Source organism: Amycolatopsis benzoatilytica AK 16/65 (assembly GCF_000383915.1).
Taxonomy (GTDB): Bacteria; Actinomycetota; Actinomycetes; order Mycobacteriales; family Pseudonocardiaceae; genus Amycolatopsis; species Amycolatopsis benzoatilytica.
In genome coordinates, this window is record NZ_KB912942.1 from 6,625,892 (window position 1) to 6,643,693 (window position 17,802).

The following is a 17,802-nucleotide window of genomic DNA, read 5'->3' on the forward strand; positions in this document are numbered from 1 at the left end:
CCGGTGTCATCCGGCATCACCGATGACCAGCGGCAAAGCACCTGCCGTTCCGCTGCTCCAATAGGGGTCGCTGTGCTGGCGGGCGACGCGGACCCGGATGCCAAGATCATGTGTCAGCGCGGCGGCGGTGTTGGTGGGCAGGACCGCATGGATCACGACTTCTCCACGGGGATGGTCGAGGGTGAACGGCGTGTCGGCGTGCCCACGTCGATCCAGCGCGGTGCGGACAGTCGCCTCGGTCGGGGCCGGTCGGCGGAGGATGTCGGCTTCGCAGCGGCGACGCTGGGCGGTCGGGCAGTGGTTGCGTGCCGTGCACACGGTGCCGCCGAACACCCCGAACCGGTCCGGCTGGCCGAGTACGTAGGCCAAGGCACAGGAGTTGGTGTGGAACAACGGATGGTCGGGGCGGCGCTGGTGGGTGGCATGGATGAAGTCCCAGAACGCTTGCGGGTAGACACCTTCGGCCGTGGTGACGCCCGGCGTGGTGGCCAGTTCCGGCCACAGCCCGGCTAATCGGGGCAACGCGGCGGGCTCCACCTTCAACCCGGCGGCCACGGTGCACCGCGCGTACGTCGCCGCCCAGTCGAAGACCGCTTCCATCGCGCTGACGGTCGCCGGCTCTGGGAACGCGGGACGCCAGTAGTGCACCACCGGGATGCCAGCATGGGCCAGCCGGGGAAAGTTGGCCTTCAGCTCCTCGTGCCGGATACCGCGTTCCACGTCGCGCCCCAGCCCGGAGTAGCTCAGGTACACGATCGTCCGCAGCCCGGCACGGCGAGCGGCGGTTACCGTGTCGAGCGTGTCATCGGGGATCGGGCACTTGGTGATCAGCACGATCGGGTTGGGAATCTTGCGTTCCACCAGCACGGCCAGCAGGTCGGCGAGGTGCGCACGGGAGCCGGGCAGTGCCATCACGTCGGTCCACGTGTACAGTGCAACCGGGCGATCCGGCGCGTAGTACGGCGACGCCGTGAGCAGGTCGACCGTTTCCGCTGGGCTGGCCAAGTGCTCGGGTCGGACGGCAGTCTGGCCCCGCTCGTTCAGGAAGCAGTACGAGCAGACCTTCGGGCATCCCTGGACGGGGTTCACCGCGATCCAGGTAGCGTGCTGGTCGACGATCGCGGTCCGCGTACGGCGCGAGTGATTGACCCGGCGTTCGCCTACGCCGAGGCGGGTATTCATGGTCTCCACGCTCCTTGACAGCCTGTCGTTCCATGTTTACCCAGGCGAGTGAATCTTGTACACAGAGTTTACGAGCTGAGACCGACAGTTCCGCTTTCGGCAGGCGCGGTCGGCAGCTCCGGGCCGGGATGCCGCAACAGCCCGTCCAGCTCTTCCAGAGTGACTCCGAGCTTGAGGGCGAGGTCGGGGCGTTGCCAGGGTTGGGGTTGCTGTTCGCCGCGTTCCCAGCGGCCGATCGTGGTGCGATCGACGCCCAGCGCCTCGGCCAGTGCCTCTTGGGTGAAGCCGACGACGACGCGCCGGTTGGCCAGCGGGCGCGGTGATCGGGCCACGATTCGTTCACTCCTTCCGGTGGCCGTGACGGGTCAGGTTCGTGGTCGGCATGGGGCCGACGATGCGTTCGCAGTCGGGGCACGGCCGGTAGGGCAGGGCGCTGCCCGCCCAGGGCGTCGCTGGCGCTCCGCAGACGGCCCACAGCACGATCACGTTGTCGAAGTCCGTGCGGCGTTGGGTGTCGGGTATGGCGTGGTAGAGCGGCCGGAACACGCCCGGCAGCCACAGCACACCCTCGGCCGACACGGCAGTGCCTGGTCAGGCAGCCTCATCGTCATCGTCGGGCGGTGTGGCCGCATCAGGGTTGAACCACACGAGCCGGGCGCGGATGTGGCTGCCGAAGTTGAAGAAGCGCAGCGCGTCCTCCGGCGCGCGGAGCCTGCCCTGCACGCCGCGCGCTGCGATCTCGGCGTGGCCATCGTCGAAGGCGATGCCCCACGCGGCGATCCGCGCGTCGACGCGCTGGCCGTACTCCTGCACGATGGCGAACAGACGGGGTGCCTCGTCAGCGACCATGCTTTCCAAGATCGCGGCAAATCCTGGTTCGTCGCACAGCGGCATCATCGCCGACGGGTCGGGGACGAACTGATCCAACAGGTGACGATGAATCCGCAGGTCACGCTCTGGTTCAGTGGCCTGTTGCTCGTCCGGGCGGGTCGGTGTGGCGGTGGTCATGCTGTGCCTCCAATGGGTGCCGGTCGTGGGCAGATTCAGGGCGGCCATCAGGCACCGCCCGGCTCGTCGGGCTCGCCGGCGGCGTAGGGGCGCGGCCGGTCGCCCGAGCGCGGGTCGGCGCTGGTAAGCAGCCAGTTCAGGGCGTTGATGGCGTGTCCGGAGTGGTGCTCAATCACCGGGCCGTGCTCGGTGGGGCGTTGGTAGTCGAAGATGGCTTCGGCGCGCACAGCGTGGGCGAGTCCGCTGGGGCGCAGCGCGAGGTATTCCACGTATCCGGCGCGGACTCGCCACAGGCGGGTGCCGATCAGCTCGCCGTCGTCGGCCACGTCGGGCAGGGGACGGAATCCGGCGGCGTGCAGGCGTCGGCCCAGCTCGCGGGCGGCGCGTGCGGATAGTGGGCTCACGGCTGCCGCTCCTGGCGAGCGTGGCGGGCGGCGATCCGGCCGTCAACCCGCGCGTGATACAGCGCGGCCACCAACCGGACGACGAACACCGTGACCGCGATGACCAGCACGACGACCTGCGCGGCGGAACTCATGCGGTGGCCCGCACGGTCGGGACGGAGTGCTCGTGCTCCCCGCGCATGGCGGCCTCGTCCAACGCGAACAGGGCGTCTCGCAGCGCGGCGCGCAGGCGACCGGCCTGCAACGGTTCCAGCACGGCAACCTCGCCGGGCGGGAAGACCAGCGCCACCCGGTCATCGTCGGTGGGCAGGACCAGGATCTCCCGGCGTCGGCCGGCGATATCCCGGCACGCTGCCACCCACTGGCTGGGCTTGCGTCGCGTTCGCCACATGACCGCTCTCCGCTCGCCGCACCGACCCACGGTGAGGGTCGGCTGGTGGTACCGGCGAAGCCGGACCAGGTCGGGGGTCCGGCCCGGCCCCGCCGGGGCTGGGGGCGTCGGACAGCCGTAGCGCGCTTACCTGCGCGTTGGCGTGCCGTTCGCCTCGTGTACCGTCCTTATGTCGGCACCACTGTAACATAGCTTGTATATATACATAGATCCATACATCCATCGGGTGGATCTGCTGTTATGTGACTCGATAGATGCGACACTGTGTGTGATCTGGCAGGCATACGGGAGGACATCAGTGGCCGACCACCGCGCAGACCCGTCCGCATTGCGCTTCCTGATCGGGCACGACCTGAAGGTCGCCCGCGAGCGCGCCAACCTGAAGCAGACCGAAGCGGCCAAGGTGCTCGGGTGCAGCCAGGCAAAGATCAACTACCTGGAGACTGGAAAGACACAGCAGAAACCCGACGAGGTCACCGCGCTACTCCGGGCGTACGGCGCGGACGTGGAGCACGTCGACCGCATGGCGTCGCTGGCCGCGCGCGCCGATCAGGGCACCTGGTGGGCACCATTCAGCGACGTGCTGCCCAACTGGTTCAAGATCTTCGTCGGGCTCGAAGGGCTCGCCGCCGCCGAGTTCTCCTACGAATCGCTGTTGCTGCCCGGCCAACTCCAGACACCCGACTACGCCGCCGGACTGCTGGTGGGCAACCTCCGCGTCCCGCCGATGGACGCCCCGCAAGTCGTGCGCGCCCGCATGGCGCGACAGCGGCTCACCGACGACACCAACCCGCTGCGGTTCCGCGCCGTCATCGAGCAGTACGTCCTTGACCGCGTCGTCGGCGGCCCGCAGGTCATGCGGGAACAACTGGAACACCTGCTCACCCTGATGCAGCGCGACAACGTCGAACTGCACGTCATGCCGGTCAGCGTCGCCGTCCACGACGGGCTCGACGGAGACTTCCTGCTGCTGGACTTCGACGAAGCCCAAAGCATCGGTTACATCGAGTACCCCACCGGAGCCATCTACGTCCAGGACCAAGATCAAGTCGGGGCGTATACTTTGTCTGCGGACCGGTTGTGCGCCGCCGCGCTCTCCCTGGCCGAATCCGCCGACGCCATCGCCGCGCGCATCGAGACCTTGACAACCAACCCGGAGGACTGAGATGACCCCCGCCGACCGCCTCGCGTGGCGGACCTCCACCCGCAGCAGCAACGGCGAAAACTGCGTCGAGGTCGCCCCAACCACAGACGGCGTGGTCATCCGGCACAGCAAGCACCCCGCCGCAGGCACGATCATCTTCCCCTACAACGCCTGGGCGACCTTCATCCGCGACGCCTCTGAAGGCACCCCCACCAGCGCAAACGGGATCGCCACCATTACCAAGATCGGCACCGACACCCTTGTCCGGTCGCTCACCACCGCTGTCGAGCTTCGCTTCGACGACGGTGAGTGGTCGGCCTTCCTCGGCGGAGCCGCCGACGGCGAGTTTGACTTCGCTCCGCAACTCGCCATCGCCTGATCACAATCCGGGGGGGTGTCCCTATGTGGTTGTCAAGCCGCAGCTGCCGTGGGAACTGGCCCCGGGTGACGGTAGTGGGCGCCGTTTCGGAGCATCGCGTAGAGCACGTCGCAGCGGCGGCGGGCCAGGCAGATCAGCGCGGCGTTGTGTTTCTTGCCCTCGGCCCGTTTGCGGTCGTAGTAGGCCCTGCTGACCGGGTCCGACAGGGCAGCGAACGCGGCGAGGAAGAACGCCCGTTTGAGCTGACGGTTCCCGGTCCGGGCCGGATGCTCGCCCTTGATGCTGGTGCCGGAACTGCGGGTGACCGGGGCGATGCCGGCGTAGGCCGCCAGATGCCCGGAGCTGGCGAAGTTGGAGGCGTCGCCGACCTCGAGCAGGATGCGGGCTGCGGTCCTGACGCCGATGCCGGGCATCGATGTCAGGACCCCGGCAAGAGGGTGCGCATCAAGTATCCCCTCGACCTGCTCGGCGACCTGCTTGCGTTGCTGGAGAACGGTTTTCAAGTTGTCCGCCAGTCTGGGCAGCACGGTGTCGGCGGCGGCGGTGCCCGGGACGGTGACGGTCTGCTCGCCCAGGGCGGTCATGATCGCCTCGACCAGCCGCTCGCCCATGCGCGGCGCGTGGACCTTCGCGATCGCGGTCAGTTTGCGGCGACCGGCCTGGGCGATCCCGGCCGGGCCGCCGCAGCGCGACAGGATCTCCCGCACCGCCGGGTGGCTGACCTTGGGGCCGATGGCGCGTTCGAGAGCCGGGTGGATGCCGGCGAGCAGGCCGCGGATGCGGTTGCTGAGGCGGGTGCCTTCGCCGGCCAGGTCGTCGTCGAACCCGACCAGCACCTCCAGCTCGGCCAAGGCCTCGTCCCCGACGTCGACCGGGCGCAGGGTGTGGGGCAGCGAGCGGGCAGCGTCGGCGATGATGAACGCGTCCCGGGCATCGGTCTTCGCCCGGCCGGGGTAGAGGTCGGCGATGCGGCGCATCGCCAGGCCAGGCAGATAGGCGACCTGATGCCCGGCTGCGCGGGCGACCGCGACCGGCAGCGCCCCGATCGTGGCGGGCTGGTCGACCACCACCAGCAGTGGCCCGTGGGCGGCGAGCTTGTCGAACAGCGCCTTCAGCTTGGCTTCGGTGTTGGGCAGCGGCCCGTCATGCAGCCGCTTGCCGTCCGGGTCGAGTCCGACTGCGTGGTGGGCTTCCTTGCCGACATCCAGGCCGAGAAACACCCCGAAGCTGCTGCTCATCCATCAAGCCTTCTCGTCCGCCGTAGGTGGTCACCGGTCGGGCATCGAGCGCCGGCACCCACGTTACGACGAGACCTACCAGTTGGTGGCCGTGTCCCTATCAGCGGTCCCTCGATGCCACCAGGCCCGGTGACACCACCCCCCGGATCATGGGTTCGACTGGGGGCGTTAGTCATGCCAGGCCTGGTGACCACAGCTCCTTGATCAGGAACTACGAAAAAGGTAACTGTGATTCTGGGGCAGCAGCTCGGCCTGGTCTGGTTGCTGTCAGGCTCGGCGCCGGCTGCTCCGGCATGACTCGAAAGGTAACTGGCGATCTTGATGATCTGCCGTGCCCCCGAGATGTCTGCTGGAGCGCCGGCGTCGGCCTGGCCCACCTGGTTGGCTTGATAGCAGCTCGTCCGCCGCACGCGGCGTGACTCGTCACAGTTCTGCCGCACGGGTGACCTCTACCCAGGCCGACGCCGAACACACGGCTTGTCCGCTTGGAGAAGAGGAACCACAACCGCATGACCATGCTCGCAGAACAGGTCGACGGCGTCATCGGGGTGGACACCCACCGCGACACCCTCGCCGCAGCCGTCGTCACCCCGATCGGCGCCGTGCTCGCCCACACCGACGTCACCGCCGATGCCCGCGGCTACCGGAAACTACTCGAGTTCGCCCGCCAGCACATTCCCGGCGCTAGGTGCTGGGCGTTGGAAGGCGCCGGCAGCTACGGCGCCGGCCTGGCCGCGTTCCTGGATACCGAAGGCGAACGTGTTGTCGAGGTCTGCCGGCCGAAACGACCGGCTCAGCGCGGCGGCTGCAAGACCGACGGTCTCGATGCCGTGCGCGCTGCACGCGAAGCACTGGCCAGCGAACAGCTGATCCATCCTCGCCGCCGCGGAGAACGCGAAGCCCTGCGCGTCCTGCTGACCACTCGTCACAGCGCCGTCCTGGCCGCCACCGCCGCGATCAACCACCTCAAGGCCCTGATCGTTTCCGCGCCCGAAGACCTGCGTGCCGAGTTGCGAGGCCAGTCCAGCTCGGCTCAGATCACCTACTGCGCCGAGCTGAACGATCAGCCCGGCAGCTCGCTCGAGCACCGCATGACGATCCGGGCGATGCGCTCAGCCGCCCGGCGCATCCTGGCACTGCGGGCGGAGGCGAAGGACTTGGAGATCGAACTGGCCACCCTGGCCCAGCAGATCGCTCCCGACCTGATCGACATGGCCGGCGTCGGCCCGATCAGCGCCGCCCAGATCCTCATCAGCTGGTCCCACCCCGGCCGATTCCGTTCCGAAGCCGCGTTCGCCGCCTTCGCAGGCGCCGCGCCGATCCCGGCCTCGTCCGGGATGACTCACCGGCATCGCCTCAACCGCGGTGGCGACCGCCAGCTCAACCGAGCCCTCCACACGATCACCCTGATCCGTATGCGCGTCGACCCCTCAACCAGGTCCTACATCGCCAAACGGGGCGCTGAGGGCAAGACATCACGCGACGCGCAGCGGTGCATCAAACGCGCCCTCGCCCGCACGATCTTCAAGCTGCTCGAGCGCACCACACCTGGCAACCCTGCCTACGACGCTCAAATCAACCTCGGCGCGGCTTGACATGACATAGCAGCCTCGGGGCGACGCGCGGTGGTTGTACGGCAGCGGCCGATCAGTGAGCTGCTGGACTTCGTGTTCAGCAACGCCCGCGTTCCGGGCGGCGGGCCACGGTGGATCGCCCTTCCGCCGTGGCCCTGGTTCTGTCACTACTGCGATAGCGGCGGGGGCGGAGACTTCGCCGCCGCCAAGCTCGACCGCACCCGCCTCGGACGCCGCCGGATCGTGTGCCAGCCCTACGAATGGCGGCACGACTACCAGGACATCGGTCTCGCTCAGGACGAGCAAGACCGGGTGCAGGCCGCCGTCCGCCATCACGTCAACGGCCCCGGCGCGGCGGCAACGTGGGACATCCGACGGCAGAAACTCCAGATCGTGCGGGCACCTCAGATCGACTGGCGCAAAGCCTGACCAACCGGCGACACGACCGGCCGCGCATCGCCGACCTTCGCCGGGCTGCTGTCGGCGATCCGCCCGGCGGTCCTCCATCGCCGCAGCACCCGACGGCCGTAGTTGTTGGTCCCGGCGATCTGGTCCAGCTCCGCGCCGGTCGGCGTGCGCCCCTTGGACCGTTCGGTGACGTAGTAGGCCCACATCCGCTGTTCGGCGGTCGGCTCGGCTGGCGGGCGGGACTGCTCCGGGACCACCGCGAGACGCACCACCCTCCCCGGCTCGTTGCCGGTCCCGGTGGTCTCGATGGTATCGGCGGTGGTCTCGCTCGCGGTCTCGGCACGATGGCGTTTGAGCGCTCGGTTGAGCAGCTCGACGGCCAGCAGCAGCGCCAGCGGCGGGCACGCCGCCACCGCCACGGCGAACACGCTCAGCTCCGGGGCCGCCGCCACGTTCGCGCACAGCGAAAGGCAGATCCCGAACACAAAGGACAACCAGGCGGCCCACCGGCCACCGGCGCGGCGGCCGTGGCCGGTGGTCTTCCACAGCTCGACCGTGGCCGTGGTCAGGATGCCGTCCACGATCAACGGCCAGATCGCCGCCGTCGTCTCGTCTGCGCCGAACCGCACGGCGAACTCGCGGCCGTGCCGGTAGGAGGCGTACGCCGCACCGAGCGCCACCAGCGCAGTACAGGCGCACTGCACCCACAGCAAGCGGTCCCGCCGAGCCGGAGATGTCGCGGCGCTCACCGCAACACACCTCCCGCTGCACGCCGCGCGTCAACCAGGCAGCAGCCGACGCGGGCGAACACCTGGGAGCCGGTCACCGACCGCCCCACTGGCACATGCGGGACCCGGACGCGGAGGTAGTCAGCTCCGCACGTCACGCAGGCCAACCCGTCGGCCTGGATCGGGGTCAACCCGGTGATGATCGTGTCGCCGCTCATCGGGAACCACCGGCCACCAGGCGACGGGTGCCCACCGGGCGGATCATGATCTCAGGGCCTTCGACCAACACTTCGCGGTTCGTATGCTGAAGCGTTAGGCCCACCCAGACCTTAGTGCCGTGATCAGTAGACACGCCGCCCTGAAGATCCGCTTCCGGAACGGCGCACAGCTCGGCTCCGATCGAGCTGGCGGGCCGATTCCCGACCCGGCCCGCTCCGTGGCCGAGTTCCGCGCGACAGCATGAGCCTGTCAGCTCAGCAGCTCTCCGCGTCGGTGTTCAGGAACGCGGCCACTACCGGGTCGGGTTCCTCGGCCCGGTGCAGCAAGTGAAACTCGACGGCGAGGTCTGGTTCGGCGAGCGGCCGGTATGCCACGTCCGGTACCGCGGCCCGGGCCACCCCGGCGGGGACGACCGCGATCCCTGCTCCGGCAGCGACCAGCGCGAGCACGCTCAACGTGCTGTCCGCCCGGTAACGAGCAGACATGGGCCACAGGTTCAGGCCCGTGTTCCGCATGAGATTCAGCGCCGGATCGTCGCGGCTTTCGCCGAGGGAGTATTCGATCAGTTCCTCCCCGGCGATCTGCTCGGCAGTGAGCGTTTCGCACTCGGCCAACGCGTGTCCGGCGGGCAGCGCGACCAGGAACGACGCGGAGCTGGCCGAGATCGAGGTCAGGCGGGGCTCGTCGGGCGGGGCTGGCAGCGCGCTGTAGCCGACGTCCAGCTCGCCGGCGAGAATCGCGGCCCGCTGCCGTTGCGGACCTGCCTCCCGCAGTTCGATGCGGGCCAGTGGCCGAGCCGCGCAGAACGCGCGGATCCGGCCGGTGAGCAGGCCGCCGAACACCGCGGCACCGGCCACCCCGATCCGCACGCTCCCGGTCTCCCCGCGCAGCGCCAACCGGGTCGCGGTCCGCGCCCGCTCGGCCTGGGCCAGCACCTGCCTTGCCTCGATCAGCAACGCCTGGCCGGCCGGAGTCAGGCTGGTCCGGCGGGCGCCGCGGTCGAAGAGCGGTCCGCCGAGTTCGGTTTCGAGGTCGCGGATCTGCATGCTGAGCGTGGGCTGGACGACATGCAGCCGACGCGCGGCCCGGCTGAAGGCGCCCTCTTCGGCGACCGCGATGAAGTACCTCAGGTGCCGTAGCTCCATCCCGGGCTCCCATCAGGAAAACTGATCAGAACATCAGAAACAAGTGTTTGAGCTTATTGCTTGCTGGAACCAGGATGGAGGCGCAGGTCAAAGATCGGCGACGGACAGGAAGTAGCGATGCGGATCGTCACGCTCGAAGAACATTGGACCGACCCGGCAGTCTCCGCCGCTGGCGCGCCGGGCATGGCCGAGCTCGTCCCCGGCCACGCGGCCGCGTTCGACGCCAGCGCCGGGATGCCCTACACCGAGCGGCTGCACCTCCTGCCGGACATCGGCGCCGCCCGGATCGCGGACATGGACCGCAATGGCATCACCACCCAGGTGCTGTCCTGCCAGAACATGTTCCTGCCCGGCCGGGTGGCGGCCGAGCTGACCAAGGCGGCCAACGACGCCGCGGCCGAGGCGGTCAAGGCCTACCCGGGCCGGTTCGCCGCATTCGCCGCCCTGCCCACCGCCGTGCCCGACGCGGCCGCCGACGAGCTGCGCCGATGCGTCCGCGAGCTGGGCTTCGTCGGCACGATGATCATGGGCCGCACCGACGGCGAGTTCCTGGACCAGCCCCGGTTCGACCCGATCCTGCGTGCGGCGAGCGAGCTGAACGTGCCGATCTACCTGCACCCGGCCCCGCCGCCGCGGGCGGTCAGCGACGCGAGCTACGCCGGTCAGCTCAGCCCCGTGGTGTCCGCGTCCTTCCGGCTTGCCGCCTGGGGCTGGCATCAGGAGACCGCGGTGCACTTCCTGCACCTGACCCTCGCCGGCGTGCTCGACCGCTACCCGGATCTGCGGTTCGTCCTCGGCCATTGGGGCGAGTTCATCCCGTTCTACCTCGACCGGCTGGACGAGGCCATGCCCCGGCGGTTGACCAAGCTCGACCGCACTTTCCGGGAGTACTTCCAGCGCAACGTGTTCATCACGCCCAGCGGCATGTTCAGCCAGGCTCAGCTGCGGTACTGCGTCGACACGGTAGGCGTGGACCGGATCCTGCACGCCGTGGACTTCCCCATGATCGGCAACGAAGGCGCCGCGGCGTTCCTCGCCGAGTCGGACTTGTCCGACGAAGACAAGGACAAGATCGCGCACGGCAACGCCGACAAGCTGCTCGGCCTCGGCTGAATCGGCTCACGACCCGACGGTGATCGATCGACAGCCGGTCTCGGTCAGATCGGCTGGGGCACTTCTTTCAGCCCGGAAAACACGGCGGCGATCAGGCGTCGCCCCTGAGCAATTCCCTCGTCATTGTTCGCGACTCGCCACAGGAAGCTCATCAACATGATGATGTCGGCAGGGTCGTGCCCAGCGGCAATGGTGCCCTCGGCGACGCAGGCGTCCACGAGTTTCGCCACTGCGGCCGTGGTCGGCGCCCAAGACGCGCTGATCACCTCTTGGGCGGCGGCGCTGTGCAACGCGTCACCGAGGCCGTGCTTGATGCGGATGTAGCCCGACAGCGTCTCGAACCACTCGACGAAGGCCGCCTTGGCGGATGCGTGGCGGGCCAGCACCTCGTCCGCGGTGGTGGTGAGGCGCTCGATGTCGTGCTGGTAGGCCGCCAGGATCAGGTCTTCGCGGGTGGGAAAATGCCGGTACAGCGTCCCGGCGCCGACGCCGGCGCGTTTCGCGACCTCGCTCAGCGGTACGAGCGGGTTGTCCGCGAACAGCTCGTGCGCGGCCTCGATGATCGCGACCCGGTTGCGCGCGGCGGCCTGGCGCTGCGTGCCGTAGGTGCTCGGGGTCCGGTCGGTCATGTCTCGATGATGCCCCATCTTTGACATGCGGACAATCCTCCGCTAGTTTCGAAGTCACTTGCGGAGAATCCTCCGCATCTTCCGCGGCAGGAGACCTCCCATGCGTTACGTGAAGCTCGGCACCACCGGCCTGGATGTCTCGCCCATCGCGATCGGGGCGATGACCTACGGCGCACCCGATCGCGGCCACCCCGTCTGGTCGCTCGGCGAGGAGGACGCGCGCCCGCTGATCAAGCACGCCCTCGACGCCGGCATCAACTTCTTCGACACCGCGAACATGTACTCCAACGGGTCCAGCGAAGAGATCCTCGGCCGCGCCCTGAAAGACTTCGCCGACCGCGACGACGTGGTGATCGCCACCAAGCTGCGCCACCCGATGCGCCCCGGCCCCAACGGAAAAGGGCTGTCCCGCAAGGCGATCATGACCGAGGTCGAGCACAGCCTGCGCCGGCTGGGCACCGACTACATCGACCTCTACCAGGTCCACCGCAACGACCACGCCACCCCGCTGGAGGAGACCCTCGAAGCACTCAGCGACCTCGTCAAGGCCGGCAAGGTGCGCTACCTGGGTGCCTCCTCGATGTTCACCTGGGAGTTCGCCAAGGCCCTGCACCTGCAGAAGCAGCACGGCTGGGCCCGGTTCGTGTCGATGCAGGACCACTACAACCTGCTCGCCCGCGAAGAAGAACGCGAAATGATCCCGCTTTGCCTGGACGAGGGCGTCGGCACGATCATCTGGAGCCCGCTGGCCCGCGGCCGCCTCGCCCGCGCCTGGGACGACGCGAAGTCCACCGCCCGCGCCGAAACCGACGGCGCCTATGCCGACGCGCTCTACTCGCCCGAGCAGGAAGCCTCGAACCACGCCATCATCGACGCGGTCGGGAAGGTCGCGGCTGCCCATGGCGTGAGCCGCGCGGCGGTCGCCCTGGCCTGGCTGCACCGTCAACCGGTGGTCACCGCACCGCTGGTCGGTGCCGGTTCGACCCGGCAGATCGACGACGCGCTCGCCTCGTTGGACGTCGAACTCAGCGACGACGACGTCCGTGCCCTCACCGCCCCCTACACGCCGCGGTACGACTGGCAGGGCGTCTCGGACGAGGCGACCATGGATGCCATCCGCGCCCGTGTTCCGGGAATGGCGCTGAAGTGAGGCCGATCGCCCGTTCCGGCGCGGCGGCCCGCATTGCGCGCCCTTCCCAGGAGAAACAGCACGGGCAGACCTAAACACGGCTGCGCCCGAAAAATCCGTTTCGATCCTTAATGGCACGATTTTGTCGACACAGATCCCTCGCGCGGACCATGCCGCCGCGGCGCATCCGGTGCTAAAACAGGACACCCCCGGTTTCACCGGAGCTTTACCCGGTGCCAAGACCCCCGGCGCCGAGAAAGGGTTGCGATGCCTGCGAAGCGGATCTTCACCTCCACGATGGCCACTGGGCTGGCCGCCGTCTGCGTGCTGGCGTCGGCACCCGCTGCTTCGGCCAGACCGGCCCCGCCCCGGGCTCCGGTCGCGGAGGGTTCCGGTGGCGCGGTCGTTTCGGACACCGTCGAGTCCACGCAGGCTGGCATCGACGTGCTGCGCCGGGGAGGGACCGCTGCCGATGCGGCAGTCGCGGTGGCCGCGACGCTCGGCGTGACCGACCCGTACGTCGCCGGTCTCGGCGGCGGCGGGTACTTCGTCTACTACGACGCGCGCACCAAGACCGTCTCGACCATCGACGGGCGCGAGGCGACGCCAGCCGGCGACTCGACGACGATGTTCATCGACCCGGCCACCGGCAAGCCGTACCCGTTCGAGACCGCGGTCGAGAGCGGGCGGTCCGTCGGCGTGCCGGGAAACCTCGCCACGTGGCAACGAGCGCTGCAACGGTGGGGCAAGTTCAGCCTCGCGGACAACCTCAAGCCCGCGGAGAAGGTCGCCCAGCACGGGTTCGTCGTGACACCCGAATTCGAGAGCCAGACGCAGGGCTTGGCCACCAAGCTGGGCCACTTCTCGCCCAGCGCCCAGCTGTTCCTGCCCGGCGGCGCCGCGCCCAAGGCCGGCTCCGTCCTGCGCAACCCGGACCTCGCCGCGACTTACCGGCAGATCGAGCGCGAAGGCATCGGTGCGTTCTACGGCGGTTCGATCGGCCGCGACCTCGTACAGACCGCGCAGAAGCCGCCGGTCGCGCCCGGGGCCGGCATCGCCGCGATGAGCGGTCCGATGGAGGTGTCCGACCTGCGCGCGTACCGGGCGCTCGACGGCAGCCCAACGCACATCGACTACCGCGGCTACGACGTCTACGGCATGGCCCCGTCCTCCAGCGGCGGCATCACGGTCGGCGAGTCGCTCAACATCCTCGGCAACTTCAACCTGTCCAAGATGGACCGGGTCCAGGCGCTGCACCACTATCTGGAAGCGACCCGGCTCGCCTTCGCCGACCGCAACCGGTACATCGGCGACGCGCGCTACGTGAATGTGCCACAGCAGCAACTGCTTTCGAAGAGTTTCGCGGCGACGCGCGCCTGCCAGATCAACCCCGCGAAAGCCGGGACGAGCCCGGTCGCGCCAGGTGACCCGTACGCCACCGGCGGCGGCTGCGCCACCGGGACCGCCGCTTCGTCGGACAGCAACGAGCAGCACACCAACCACTTCGTCGTCACCGACAAGTGGGGCAACGTCGTGTCCTACACCAACACGATCGAACAGCTCGGCGGCAGCGGGATCACCGTGCCGGGCCACGGTTTCCTGCTCAACAACGAGCTGACCGATTTCAACTTCGCGCCCACCCAGGGCACCGCGCCCGACCCGAACCTGCCCGCCCCGGGCAAGCGGCCGCGCTCGAGCATGTCGCCGACGATCGTGCTGCACGAAGGCAAACCGTTCCTCGCGATCGGTTCGCCGGGCGGTGCCACGATCATCACGACCGTCCTGCAGATCCTGGTCAACCGGCTCGATCTCGGCATGAGCCTGCCGGACGCGATCACCGCGCCGCGTGCCTCGCAGCGGAACGCGGCGATGACGGACGCGGAACCCGCTTTCCTCGCGCTGCCGACCACGAAGGGACTGGAAACCTTGGGGCAGAGCTTCAAGAACGCCGGGTCCATCGGCGTGGCCGCCGGCATCGAATTCCTGCCGCACGGCCAGCTCCTGGCCGCCGGGGAGCCGTCCCGGCGCGGCGGCACGTCCGCGGCGGTGATCGACCCGCGGCACTGACGTAACCGGGTAAACCGACGGCCTGCCGCTGCTCCTGGCGGCAGGCCGTCGTGCTGCCCGGCCGGGCCGGCGGACGCGAATCCGGCCAACGGCTCCTTCCGGGCAATCCGCGGTATCCCGGGCGGCGCAACGGAATCCGGTTGGTCTCATCGGGTCTTCCGGGTGGCCGGCCCGGCCCCGACGGGCGATCATGCACCGGAACCGGCCCGCTCCGAAGGGATCCCCATGGCCTCCACCGGCCCGATCGAGCACGTCGTCGTCCTGGTACAGGAAAACCACACCACCGACAACTACTTCCGGTCGATGGCCGCGTTCGGCGCGAATGTCGCGACCGGCTGGCCCACCACGCCCAATCCGCCGAAATCCGATCAGCCGCACGACCGCAAGGCGTACTACAGCTGGCTGACGAAGAAAAGCACCGGCGCGCACGTCCAGTTCGACACCGTCGCCGATCTGCCGTTCTACGCCTGGCTCGCCGCGAGCGGCGCCTTCATCGAGAACCACTGCGCGGGCTACGGCACCAACTCTACGCCGAACCACCTGCTCATCGTCGGCGGGCAGACGCCGACCCTGCGCAATCCGCCCCGCGGCCAGACCGACCCGGTGTGGGACCTGCCGTCCCTTCCCGGGCTCGCCGCCGACCACAACGTGAGCTGGAAGGCCTACACCGGCACCAGCGGCTACCCGGTCGAGTTCTACCAGCAGCTCAAGGGTTCGCCGAACATCGTGCGCTCGGCCCAGATCATCGCCGACGCCCAGGCCGGCACGCTGCCGGCGCTGTCGATGGTCTGGCACGACTCGCCCTATGACGAGCACCCGCCCGCGGACGTGAGCAAGGGCGAAGACGCGGTCTGGCAGGTGGTCGACGCGATCGTGAAAGCCGGCCGGTGGAACTCGACGGTCTTCCTGCTGACCTGGGACGACTGGGGCGGCTACGACGACCACGTCGCCACCCCGAACGTCGAAATCACCCCGGACGGCGTCCAGCTCGCCTACGGTCCGCGCGTGCCGCTGCTGATGTTCGGCGGACGGGTCCGGCCTGGCATCGACCACCGCTGGTCGTGGCATCCGAGCATTCCCAAGACCGTCATCGACCTGCTGGGCCTGCCCAAGCTCGGTGTGCCGCGCGTCGACGGCGACCACGGGCTGGCCGACCTCGTCGACGTCACCGCCGGCGCGAAACTGAACCCGCCGCCGCCCGCGCACGGCACCACGGTCACCCAGCCCGCGCCGCCGAAACCCACGCCGACGCCGACCCCGGTGCCCCCGCCGCCGGTAGCCAAACCCGCGCCGGTCGGCCCGGTTCTGCTGCGCGGTGGGGGCACCCTGCCGCCGCCGAACGACGTACCGCTGACCGTGCACTGAGGAAGGGACGCGGCTTCGAGAGCAGTCGCAGCGCGCGTTCTTCGAGTCGACGACTCGGCCTCAGGTGCGGCGAGCGGCCCAGACGGAACGCTGGGTGCGGACCGCGAGGTCGTCGCGGCGCAGGAGGCTGTGCGGGCTGTCGGTGTCGAGCAGCAGGTCGAGCGCGGCGAGGTCTTCCGCATCTAGCTCGGCCGCGACCGCGCCGCGAACGCGTTGCAGCGCACCGAGTGCGTACTGGCCGACCGCCGCATTGCCGGTCCCGTCGACGTCCACGTCGACGACGAGCTCGCCCTCGACGACGAACCCGGCGGCGGTGAGCATCGGTCCCCAGTCGGCACCGCGGTGGGGGAGGCTCTGGGAGTGCCGGCGGTCGCTCACGGCGTGGACACGGTCCTCCAGACCCGGCCGGCCGGCGGGCGCAGTCCTGGGCAGGAAGCGCGGCAAGCCCGCCATTTCGACGACGACGAAGAGGCCGTCGGGCGCGAGCAGGTCGTGGACGCTGCGCAGGGCGTGGTCGGGATCAGCCAGGTGGTGCATGGAGCCCGAGGCCCACACCAGGTCCGGAGTGCCGAGGTCGGGCCAGGGGGCGTCGTCGAGGTTCGCGAGCACCGTGCGGACGTGCGCGTCCACGCCGCGGGCGCAGGCGTTCTCGCTGAGCCGCCGCAGATGGCCGGGCGAGGTGTCCACAGCCGTGACGTGCGCATCGGGGAACTGGTTGAGCAGGGCGAAGGTGCCCGCGCCGGTACCGGCGGCGAGGTCCACGATCTGGCGCGGGCTACCGTTGAGGGGCAGCCACTTGACGATGTCGTTCGTGTGCTCTGCGAGGACCTCAGCGTCCAGCTCGAGGATCTCCGCCTGCGCGCTGTCCGCGTCGTGGTGCTGGTGGCTGTGACTGTGGTGGCCCCCGTGGGCGTGCGCGTGCGTCATGCTGCCACATTAGAAGCGTTATGCCTTTTCCGCGTATAACCTTGCGGTTTACGCAAGGAAATCGGCACGCGCGATGCCGCGAACGCAAAGCGACGCCGTTATGAGCGCGCGGTTTCGGAGTCGTCGTCGTTCTCGCGGTGTCCGCGCCGGGCGTCCCGGTCGTAGATGAACATGACTTCGCACGGACGGCCTGCCGCGCCGATCGCGTGCGGCATCATGGTCGGGAACTCGGCGGCACGGTTCGTGTCGACGCGGAAGCTGCTGTCCCCTAGCAACAAGGTGGCGGTGCCGGACAGCACGACGAGCCACTCGCGGCCAGGATGGGCGCGCATCCTGGCCGGGGTGCCCGGTGGCGGCTCCGTCAGGCGCCTGCGCATGACGGTCATCCCGGGGTCGCCCTTCATCGGCCAGCTCAGTCCGTTGACGCCGTGGTTCATCGGACTGATGACAACGTCGTCGACGGCGTTCTCGACCAGTTGGTCGAGGGTGGTGTCCAGGGCGCGGGCCAGCGCGACCAGCTGGTCCAGCGCCAGTCGGCGTTGACCGTTCTCGATGCGGCTCAGCGAGGACTGACCCAGGTGGACTCGCTTGGCCAACTCTTCAAGCGATAAACCCTGTGCGACCCGCAGCGCCCGGATCCTTTTGCGCACGAGGCCGTCGAGTGCGCCTTCTTCTTGCATCATAAGCAAGAGTGTATGCCACTACCGCAACTCTCGCTTAACCTGGCGTCAGCCGGGCCGGAACGGCCCGAG

At 69.1% G+C, this 17,802-nt stretch carries 21 protein-coding genes; 8 read left to right on the forward strand and 13 right to left on the reverse strand.

Features of this window, described 5'->3' with window-relative positions; genetic code table 11:
- Positions 1–6: 6 nt before the first annotated feature.
- From AMYBE_RS0130735 to AMYBE_RS0130765, 7 genes are all read right to left on the reverse strand, one after another.
- On the reverse strand, positions 7–1,182 hold the full coding sequence (locus tag AMYBE_RS0130735) for a radical SAM family protein (protein ID WP_020663228.1): 1,176 nt from the start codon (positions 1,180–1,182) through the stop codon (positions 7–9).
- A 68-nt stretch (positions 1,183–1,250) separates the two neighbouring features.
- Positions 1,251–1,514 carry a helix-turn-helix transcriptional regulator gene (locus AMYBE_RS42690; protein WP_020663229.1) on the reverse strand — a complete coding sequence of 88 codons (264 nt, stop codon included), beginning with the start codon at positions 1,512–1,514 and terminating at the stop codon, positions 1,251–1,253.
- Between the two features lie 7 nt (positions 1,515–1,521).
- Positions 1,522–1,761 carry a hypothetical protein gene (locus tag AMYBE_RS0130745; RefSeq protein ID WP_020663230.1) on the reverse strand — a complete coding sequence of 80 codons (240 nt, stop codon included), beginning with the start codon at positions 1,759–1,761 and terminating at the stop codon, positions 1,522–1,524.
- Between the two features lie 12 nt (positions 1,762–1,773).
- Positions 1,774–2,190, reverse strand: coding sequence for a hypothetical protein (locus tag AMYBE_RS0130750; RefSeq protein WP_245573278.1), 417 nt, complete (start codon positions 2,188–2,190; stop codon positions 1,774–1,776).
- Positions 2,191–2,237: 47 nt separating this feature from the next.
- Complete coding sequence (locus AMYBE_RS0130755) at positions 2,238–2,594, reverse strand: hypothetical protein (RefSeq protein WP_020663232.1); 357 nt, start codon at positions 2,592–2,594, stop codon at positions 2,238–2,240.
- Complete coding sequence (locus AMYBE_RS45190; RefSeq protein ID WP_020663233.1) at positions 2,591–2,728, reverse strand: hypothetical protein; 138 nt, start codon at positions 2,726–2,728, stop codon at positions 2,591–2,593. The genes AMYBE_RS0130755 and AMYBE_RS45190 overlap by 4 nt, the downstream gene beginning before the upstream one ends.
- On the reverse strand, positions 2,725–2,985 hold the full coding sequence (locus AMYBE_RS0130765) for a hypothetical protein (RefSeq protein ID WP_020663234.1): 261 nt from the start codon (positions 2,983–2,985) through the stop codon (positions 2,725–2,727). Before AMYBE_RS0130765 ends, AMYBE_RS45190 begins: the two co-directional genes overlap by 4 nt.
- Before the next feature lie 298 nt (positions 2,986–3,283).
- Here AMYBE_RS0130765 and AMYBE_RS0130770 point away from each other — a divergent pair, with 298 nt between their 5' ends.
- Complete coding sequence (locus AMYBE_RS0130770) at positions 3,284–4,150, forward strand: helix-turn-helix domain-containing protein (protein ID WP_020663235.1); 867 nt, start codon at positions 3,284–3,286, stop codon at positions 4,148–4,150.
- Position 4,151: 1 nt separating this feature from the next.
- A complete protein-coding gene (locus AMYBE_RS42695; protein WP_020663236.1) occupies positions 4,152–4,508 on the forward strand; it encodes a DUF397 domain-containing protein in 357 nt (118 codons plus the stop codon).
- A 32-nt stretch (positions 4,509–4,540) separates the two neighbouring features.
- Here the strand turns inward: AMYBE_RS42695 and AMYBE_RS0130780 are convergent, their stop codons facing one another.
- Entirely contained in the window at positions 4,541–5,746 is a 1,206-nt protein-coding gene (locus AMYBE_RS0130780) for an IS110 family RNA-guided transposase (protein ID WP_020663237.1), read from the reverse strand.
- Positions 5,747–6,255: 509 nt separating this feature from the next.
- Between AMYBE_RS0130780 and AMYBE_RS42700 the strand changes: the two genes are divergently transcribed.
- Together AMYBE_RS42700 and AMYBE_RS0130790 are read left to right on the forward strand one after the other, a co-directional pair.
- Complete coding sequence (locus AMYBE_RS42700; protein ID WP_020663238.1) at positions 6,256–7,341, forward strand: IS110 family RNA-guided transposase; 1,086 nt, start codon at positions 6,256–6,258, stop codon at positions 7,339–7,341.
- 30 nt (positions 7,342–7,371) lie between these two features.
- The gene (locus tag AMYBE_RS0130790) at positions 7,372–7,749 is read left to right on the forward strand and encodes a hypothetical protein (protein WP_020663239.1); all 378 of its coding nucleotides are present in this window, start codon (positions 7,372–7,374) and stop codon (positions 7,747–7,749) included.
- Here the strand turns inward: AMYBE_RS0130790 and AMYBE_RS0130795 are convergent.
- Positions 7,725–8,477, reverse strand: coding sequence for a DUF2637 domain-containing protein (locus tag AMYBE_RS0130795; protein ID WP_020663240.1), 753 nt, complete (start codon positions 8,475–8,477; stop codon positions 7,725–7,727). The genes AMYBE_RS0130790 and AMYBE_RS0130795 overlap by 25 nt on opposite strands.
- A 452-nt stretch (positions 8,478–8,929) precedes the next feature.
- Positions 8,930–9,820 carry a LysR substrate-binding domain-containing protein gene (locus tag AMYBE_RS0130805; protein ID WP_020663242.1) on the reverse strand — a complete coding sequence of 297 codons (891 nt, stop codon included), beginning with the start codon at positions 9,818–9,820 and terminating at the stop codon, positions 8,930–8,932.
- 117 nt (positions 9,821–9,937) lie between these two features.
- On the opposite strand from AMYBE_RS0130805, the gene AMYBE_RS0130810 reads away from it, so the two are divergent.
- Entirely contained in the window at positions 9,938–10,933 is a 996-nt protein-coding gene (locus tag AMYBE_RS0130810; protein WP_020663243.1) for an amidohydrolase family protein, read from the forward strand.
- A 44-nt stretch (positions 10,934–10,977) separates the two neighbouring features.
- Here AMYBE_RS0130810 and AMYBE_RS0130815 read toward each other — a convergent pair whose 3' ends face one another.
- Positions 10,978–11,562, reverse strand: a complete 585-nt coding sequence (locus AMYBE_RS0130815) for a TetR/AcrR family transcriptional regulator (protein WP_020663244.1) — start codon at positions 11,560–11,562, stop codon at positions 10,978–10,980.
- A gap of 100 nt (positions 11,563–11,662) precedes the next feature.
- On the opposite strand from AMYBE_RS0130815, the gene AMYBE_RS0130820 reads away from it, so the two are divergent.
- From AMYBE_RS0130820 to AMYBE_RS0130830, 3 genes are all read left to right on the forward strand, one after another.
- Positions 11,663–12,712, forward strand: a complete 1,050-nt coding sequence (locus tag AMYBE_RS0130820; protein ID WP_020663245.1) for an aldo/keto reductase — start codon at positions 11,663–11,665, stop codon at positions 12,710–12,712.
- Positions 12,713–12,958: 246 nt separating this feature from the next.
- Positions 12,959–14,758 (forward strand): gamma-glutamyltransferase, encoded by a 1,800-nt coding sequence (gene ggt / locus AMYBE_RS0130825; protein WP_020663246.1) that lies wholly within the window; start codon positions 12,959–12,961, stop codon positions 14,756–14,758.
- A gap of 225 nt (positions 14,759–14,983) precedes the next feature.
- Positions 14,984–16,123: an alkaline phosphatase family protein gene (locus tag AMYBE_RS0130830; RefSeq protein ID WP_020663247.1), complete on the forward strand. Its 1,140-nt coding sequence runs from the start codon at positions 14,984–14,986 to the stop codon at positions 16,121–16,123.
- 60 nt (positions 16,124–16,183) lie between these two features.
- Here the strand turns inward: AMYBE_RS0130830 and AMYBE_RS0130835 are convergent, their stop codons facing one another.
- Both AMYBE_RS0130835 and AMYBE_RS0130840 read right to left on the reverse strand, forming a co-directional pair.
- On the reverse strand, positions 16,184–17,050 hold the full coding sequence (locus AMYBE_RS0130835; RefSeq protein ID WP_020663248.1) for a class I SAM-dependent methyltransferase: 867 nt from the start codon (positions 17,048–17,050) through the stop codon (positions 16,184–16,186).
- A gap of 98 nt (positions 17,051–17,148) precedes the next feature.
- The gene (locus tag AMYBE_RS0130840) at positions 17,149–17,733 is read right to left on the reverse strand and encodes a helix-turn-helix transcriptional regulator (protein ID WP_020663249.1); all 585 of its coding nucleotides are present in this window, start codon (positions 17,731–17,733) and stop codon (positions 17,149–17,151) included.
- Between the last annotated feature and the right edge of the window lie 69 nt (positions 17,734–17,802).

What these genes read in the sequence shown, in the direction of transcription:
- AMYBE_RS0130735 (WP_020663228.1), bottom strand. Translation starts at nt 1,182, where the DNA reads ATGAATACCCGCCTCGGCGTAGGCGAACGCCGGGTCAATCACTCGCGC.
- AMYBE_RS0130750 (WP_245573278.1), bottom strand. Translation starts at nt 2,190, where the DNA reads ATGACCACCGCCACACCGACCCGCCCGGACGAGCAACAGGCCACTGAA.
- AMYBE_RS45190 (WP_020663233.1), bottom strand. Translation starts at nt 2,728, where the DNA reads ATGAGTTCCGCCGCGCAGGTCGTCGTGCTGGTCATCGCGGTCACGGTG.
- AMYBE_RS0130765 (WP_020663234.1), bottom strand. Translation starts at nt 2,985, where the DNA reads ATGTGGCGAACGCGACGCAAGCCCAGCCAGTGGGTGGCAGCGTGCCGG.
- AMYBE_RS42695 (WP_020663236.1), top strand. Translation starts at nt 4,152, where the DNA reads ATGACCCCCGCCGACCGCCTCGCGTGGCGGACCTCCACCCGCAGCAGC.
- AMYBE_RS0130780 (WP_020663237.1), bottom strand. Translation starts at nt 5,746, where the DNA reads ATGAGCAGCAGCTTCGGGGTGTTTCTCGGCCTGGATGTCGGCAAGGAA.
- AMYBE_RS42700 (WP_020663238.1), top strand. Translation starts at nt 6,256, where the DNA reads ATGACCATGCTCGCAGAACAGGTCGACGGCGTCATCGGGGTGGACACC.
- AMYBE_RS0130805 (WP_020663242.1), bottom strand. Translation starts at nt 9,820, where the DNA reads ATGGAGCTACGGCACCTGAGGTACTTCATCGCGGTCGCCGAAGAGGGC.
- AMYBE_RS0130810 (WP_020663243.1), top strand. Translation starts at nt 9,938, where the DNA reads ATGCGGATCGTCACGCTCGAAGAACATTGGACCGACCCGGCAGTCTCC.
- AMYBE_RS0130815 (WP_020663244.1), bottom strand. Translation starts at nt 11,562, where the DNA reads ATGACCGACCGGACCCCGAGCACCTACGGCACGCAGCGCCAGGCCGCC.
- AMYBE_RS0130820 (WP_020663245.1), top strand. Translation starts at nt 11,663, where the DNA reads ATGCGTTACGTGAAGCTCGGCACCACCGGCCTGGATGTCTCGCCCATC.
- ggt (WP_020663246.1), top strand. Translation starts at nt 12,959, where the DNA reads ATGCCTGCGAAGCGGATCTTCACCTCCACGATGGCCACTGGGCTGGCC.
- AMYBE_RS0130830 (WP_020663247.1), top strand. Translation starts at nt 14,984, where the DNA reads ATGGCCTCCACCGGCCCGATCGAGCACGTCGTCGTCCTGGTACAGGAA.
- AMYBE_RS0130835 (WP_020663248.1), bottom strand. Translation starts at nt 17,050, where the DNA reads ATGACGCACGCGCACGCCCACGGGGGCCACCACAGTCACAGCCACCAG.
- AMYBE_RS0130840 (WP_020663249.1), bottom strand. Translation starts at nt 17,733, where the DNA reads ATGATGCAAGAAGAAGGCGCACTCGACGGCCTCGTGCGCAAAAGGATC.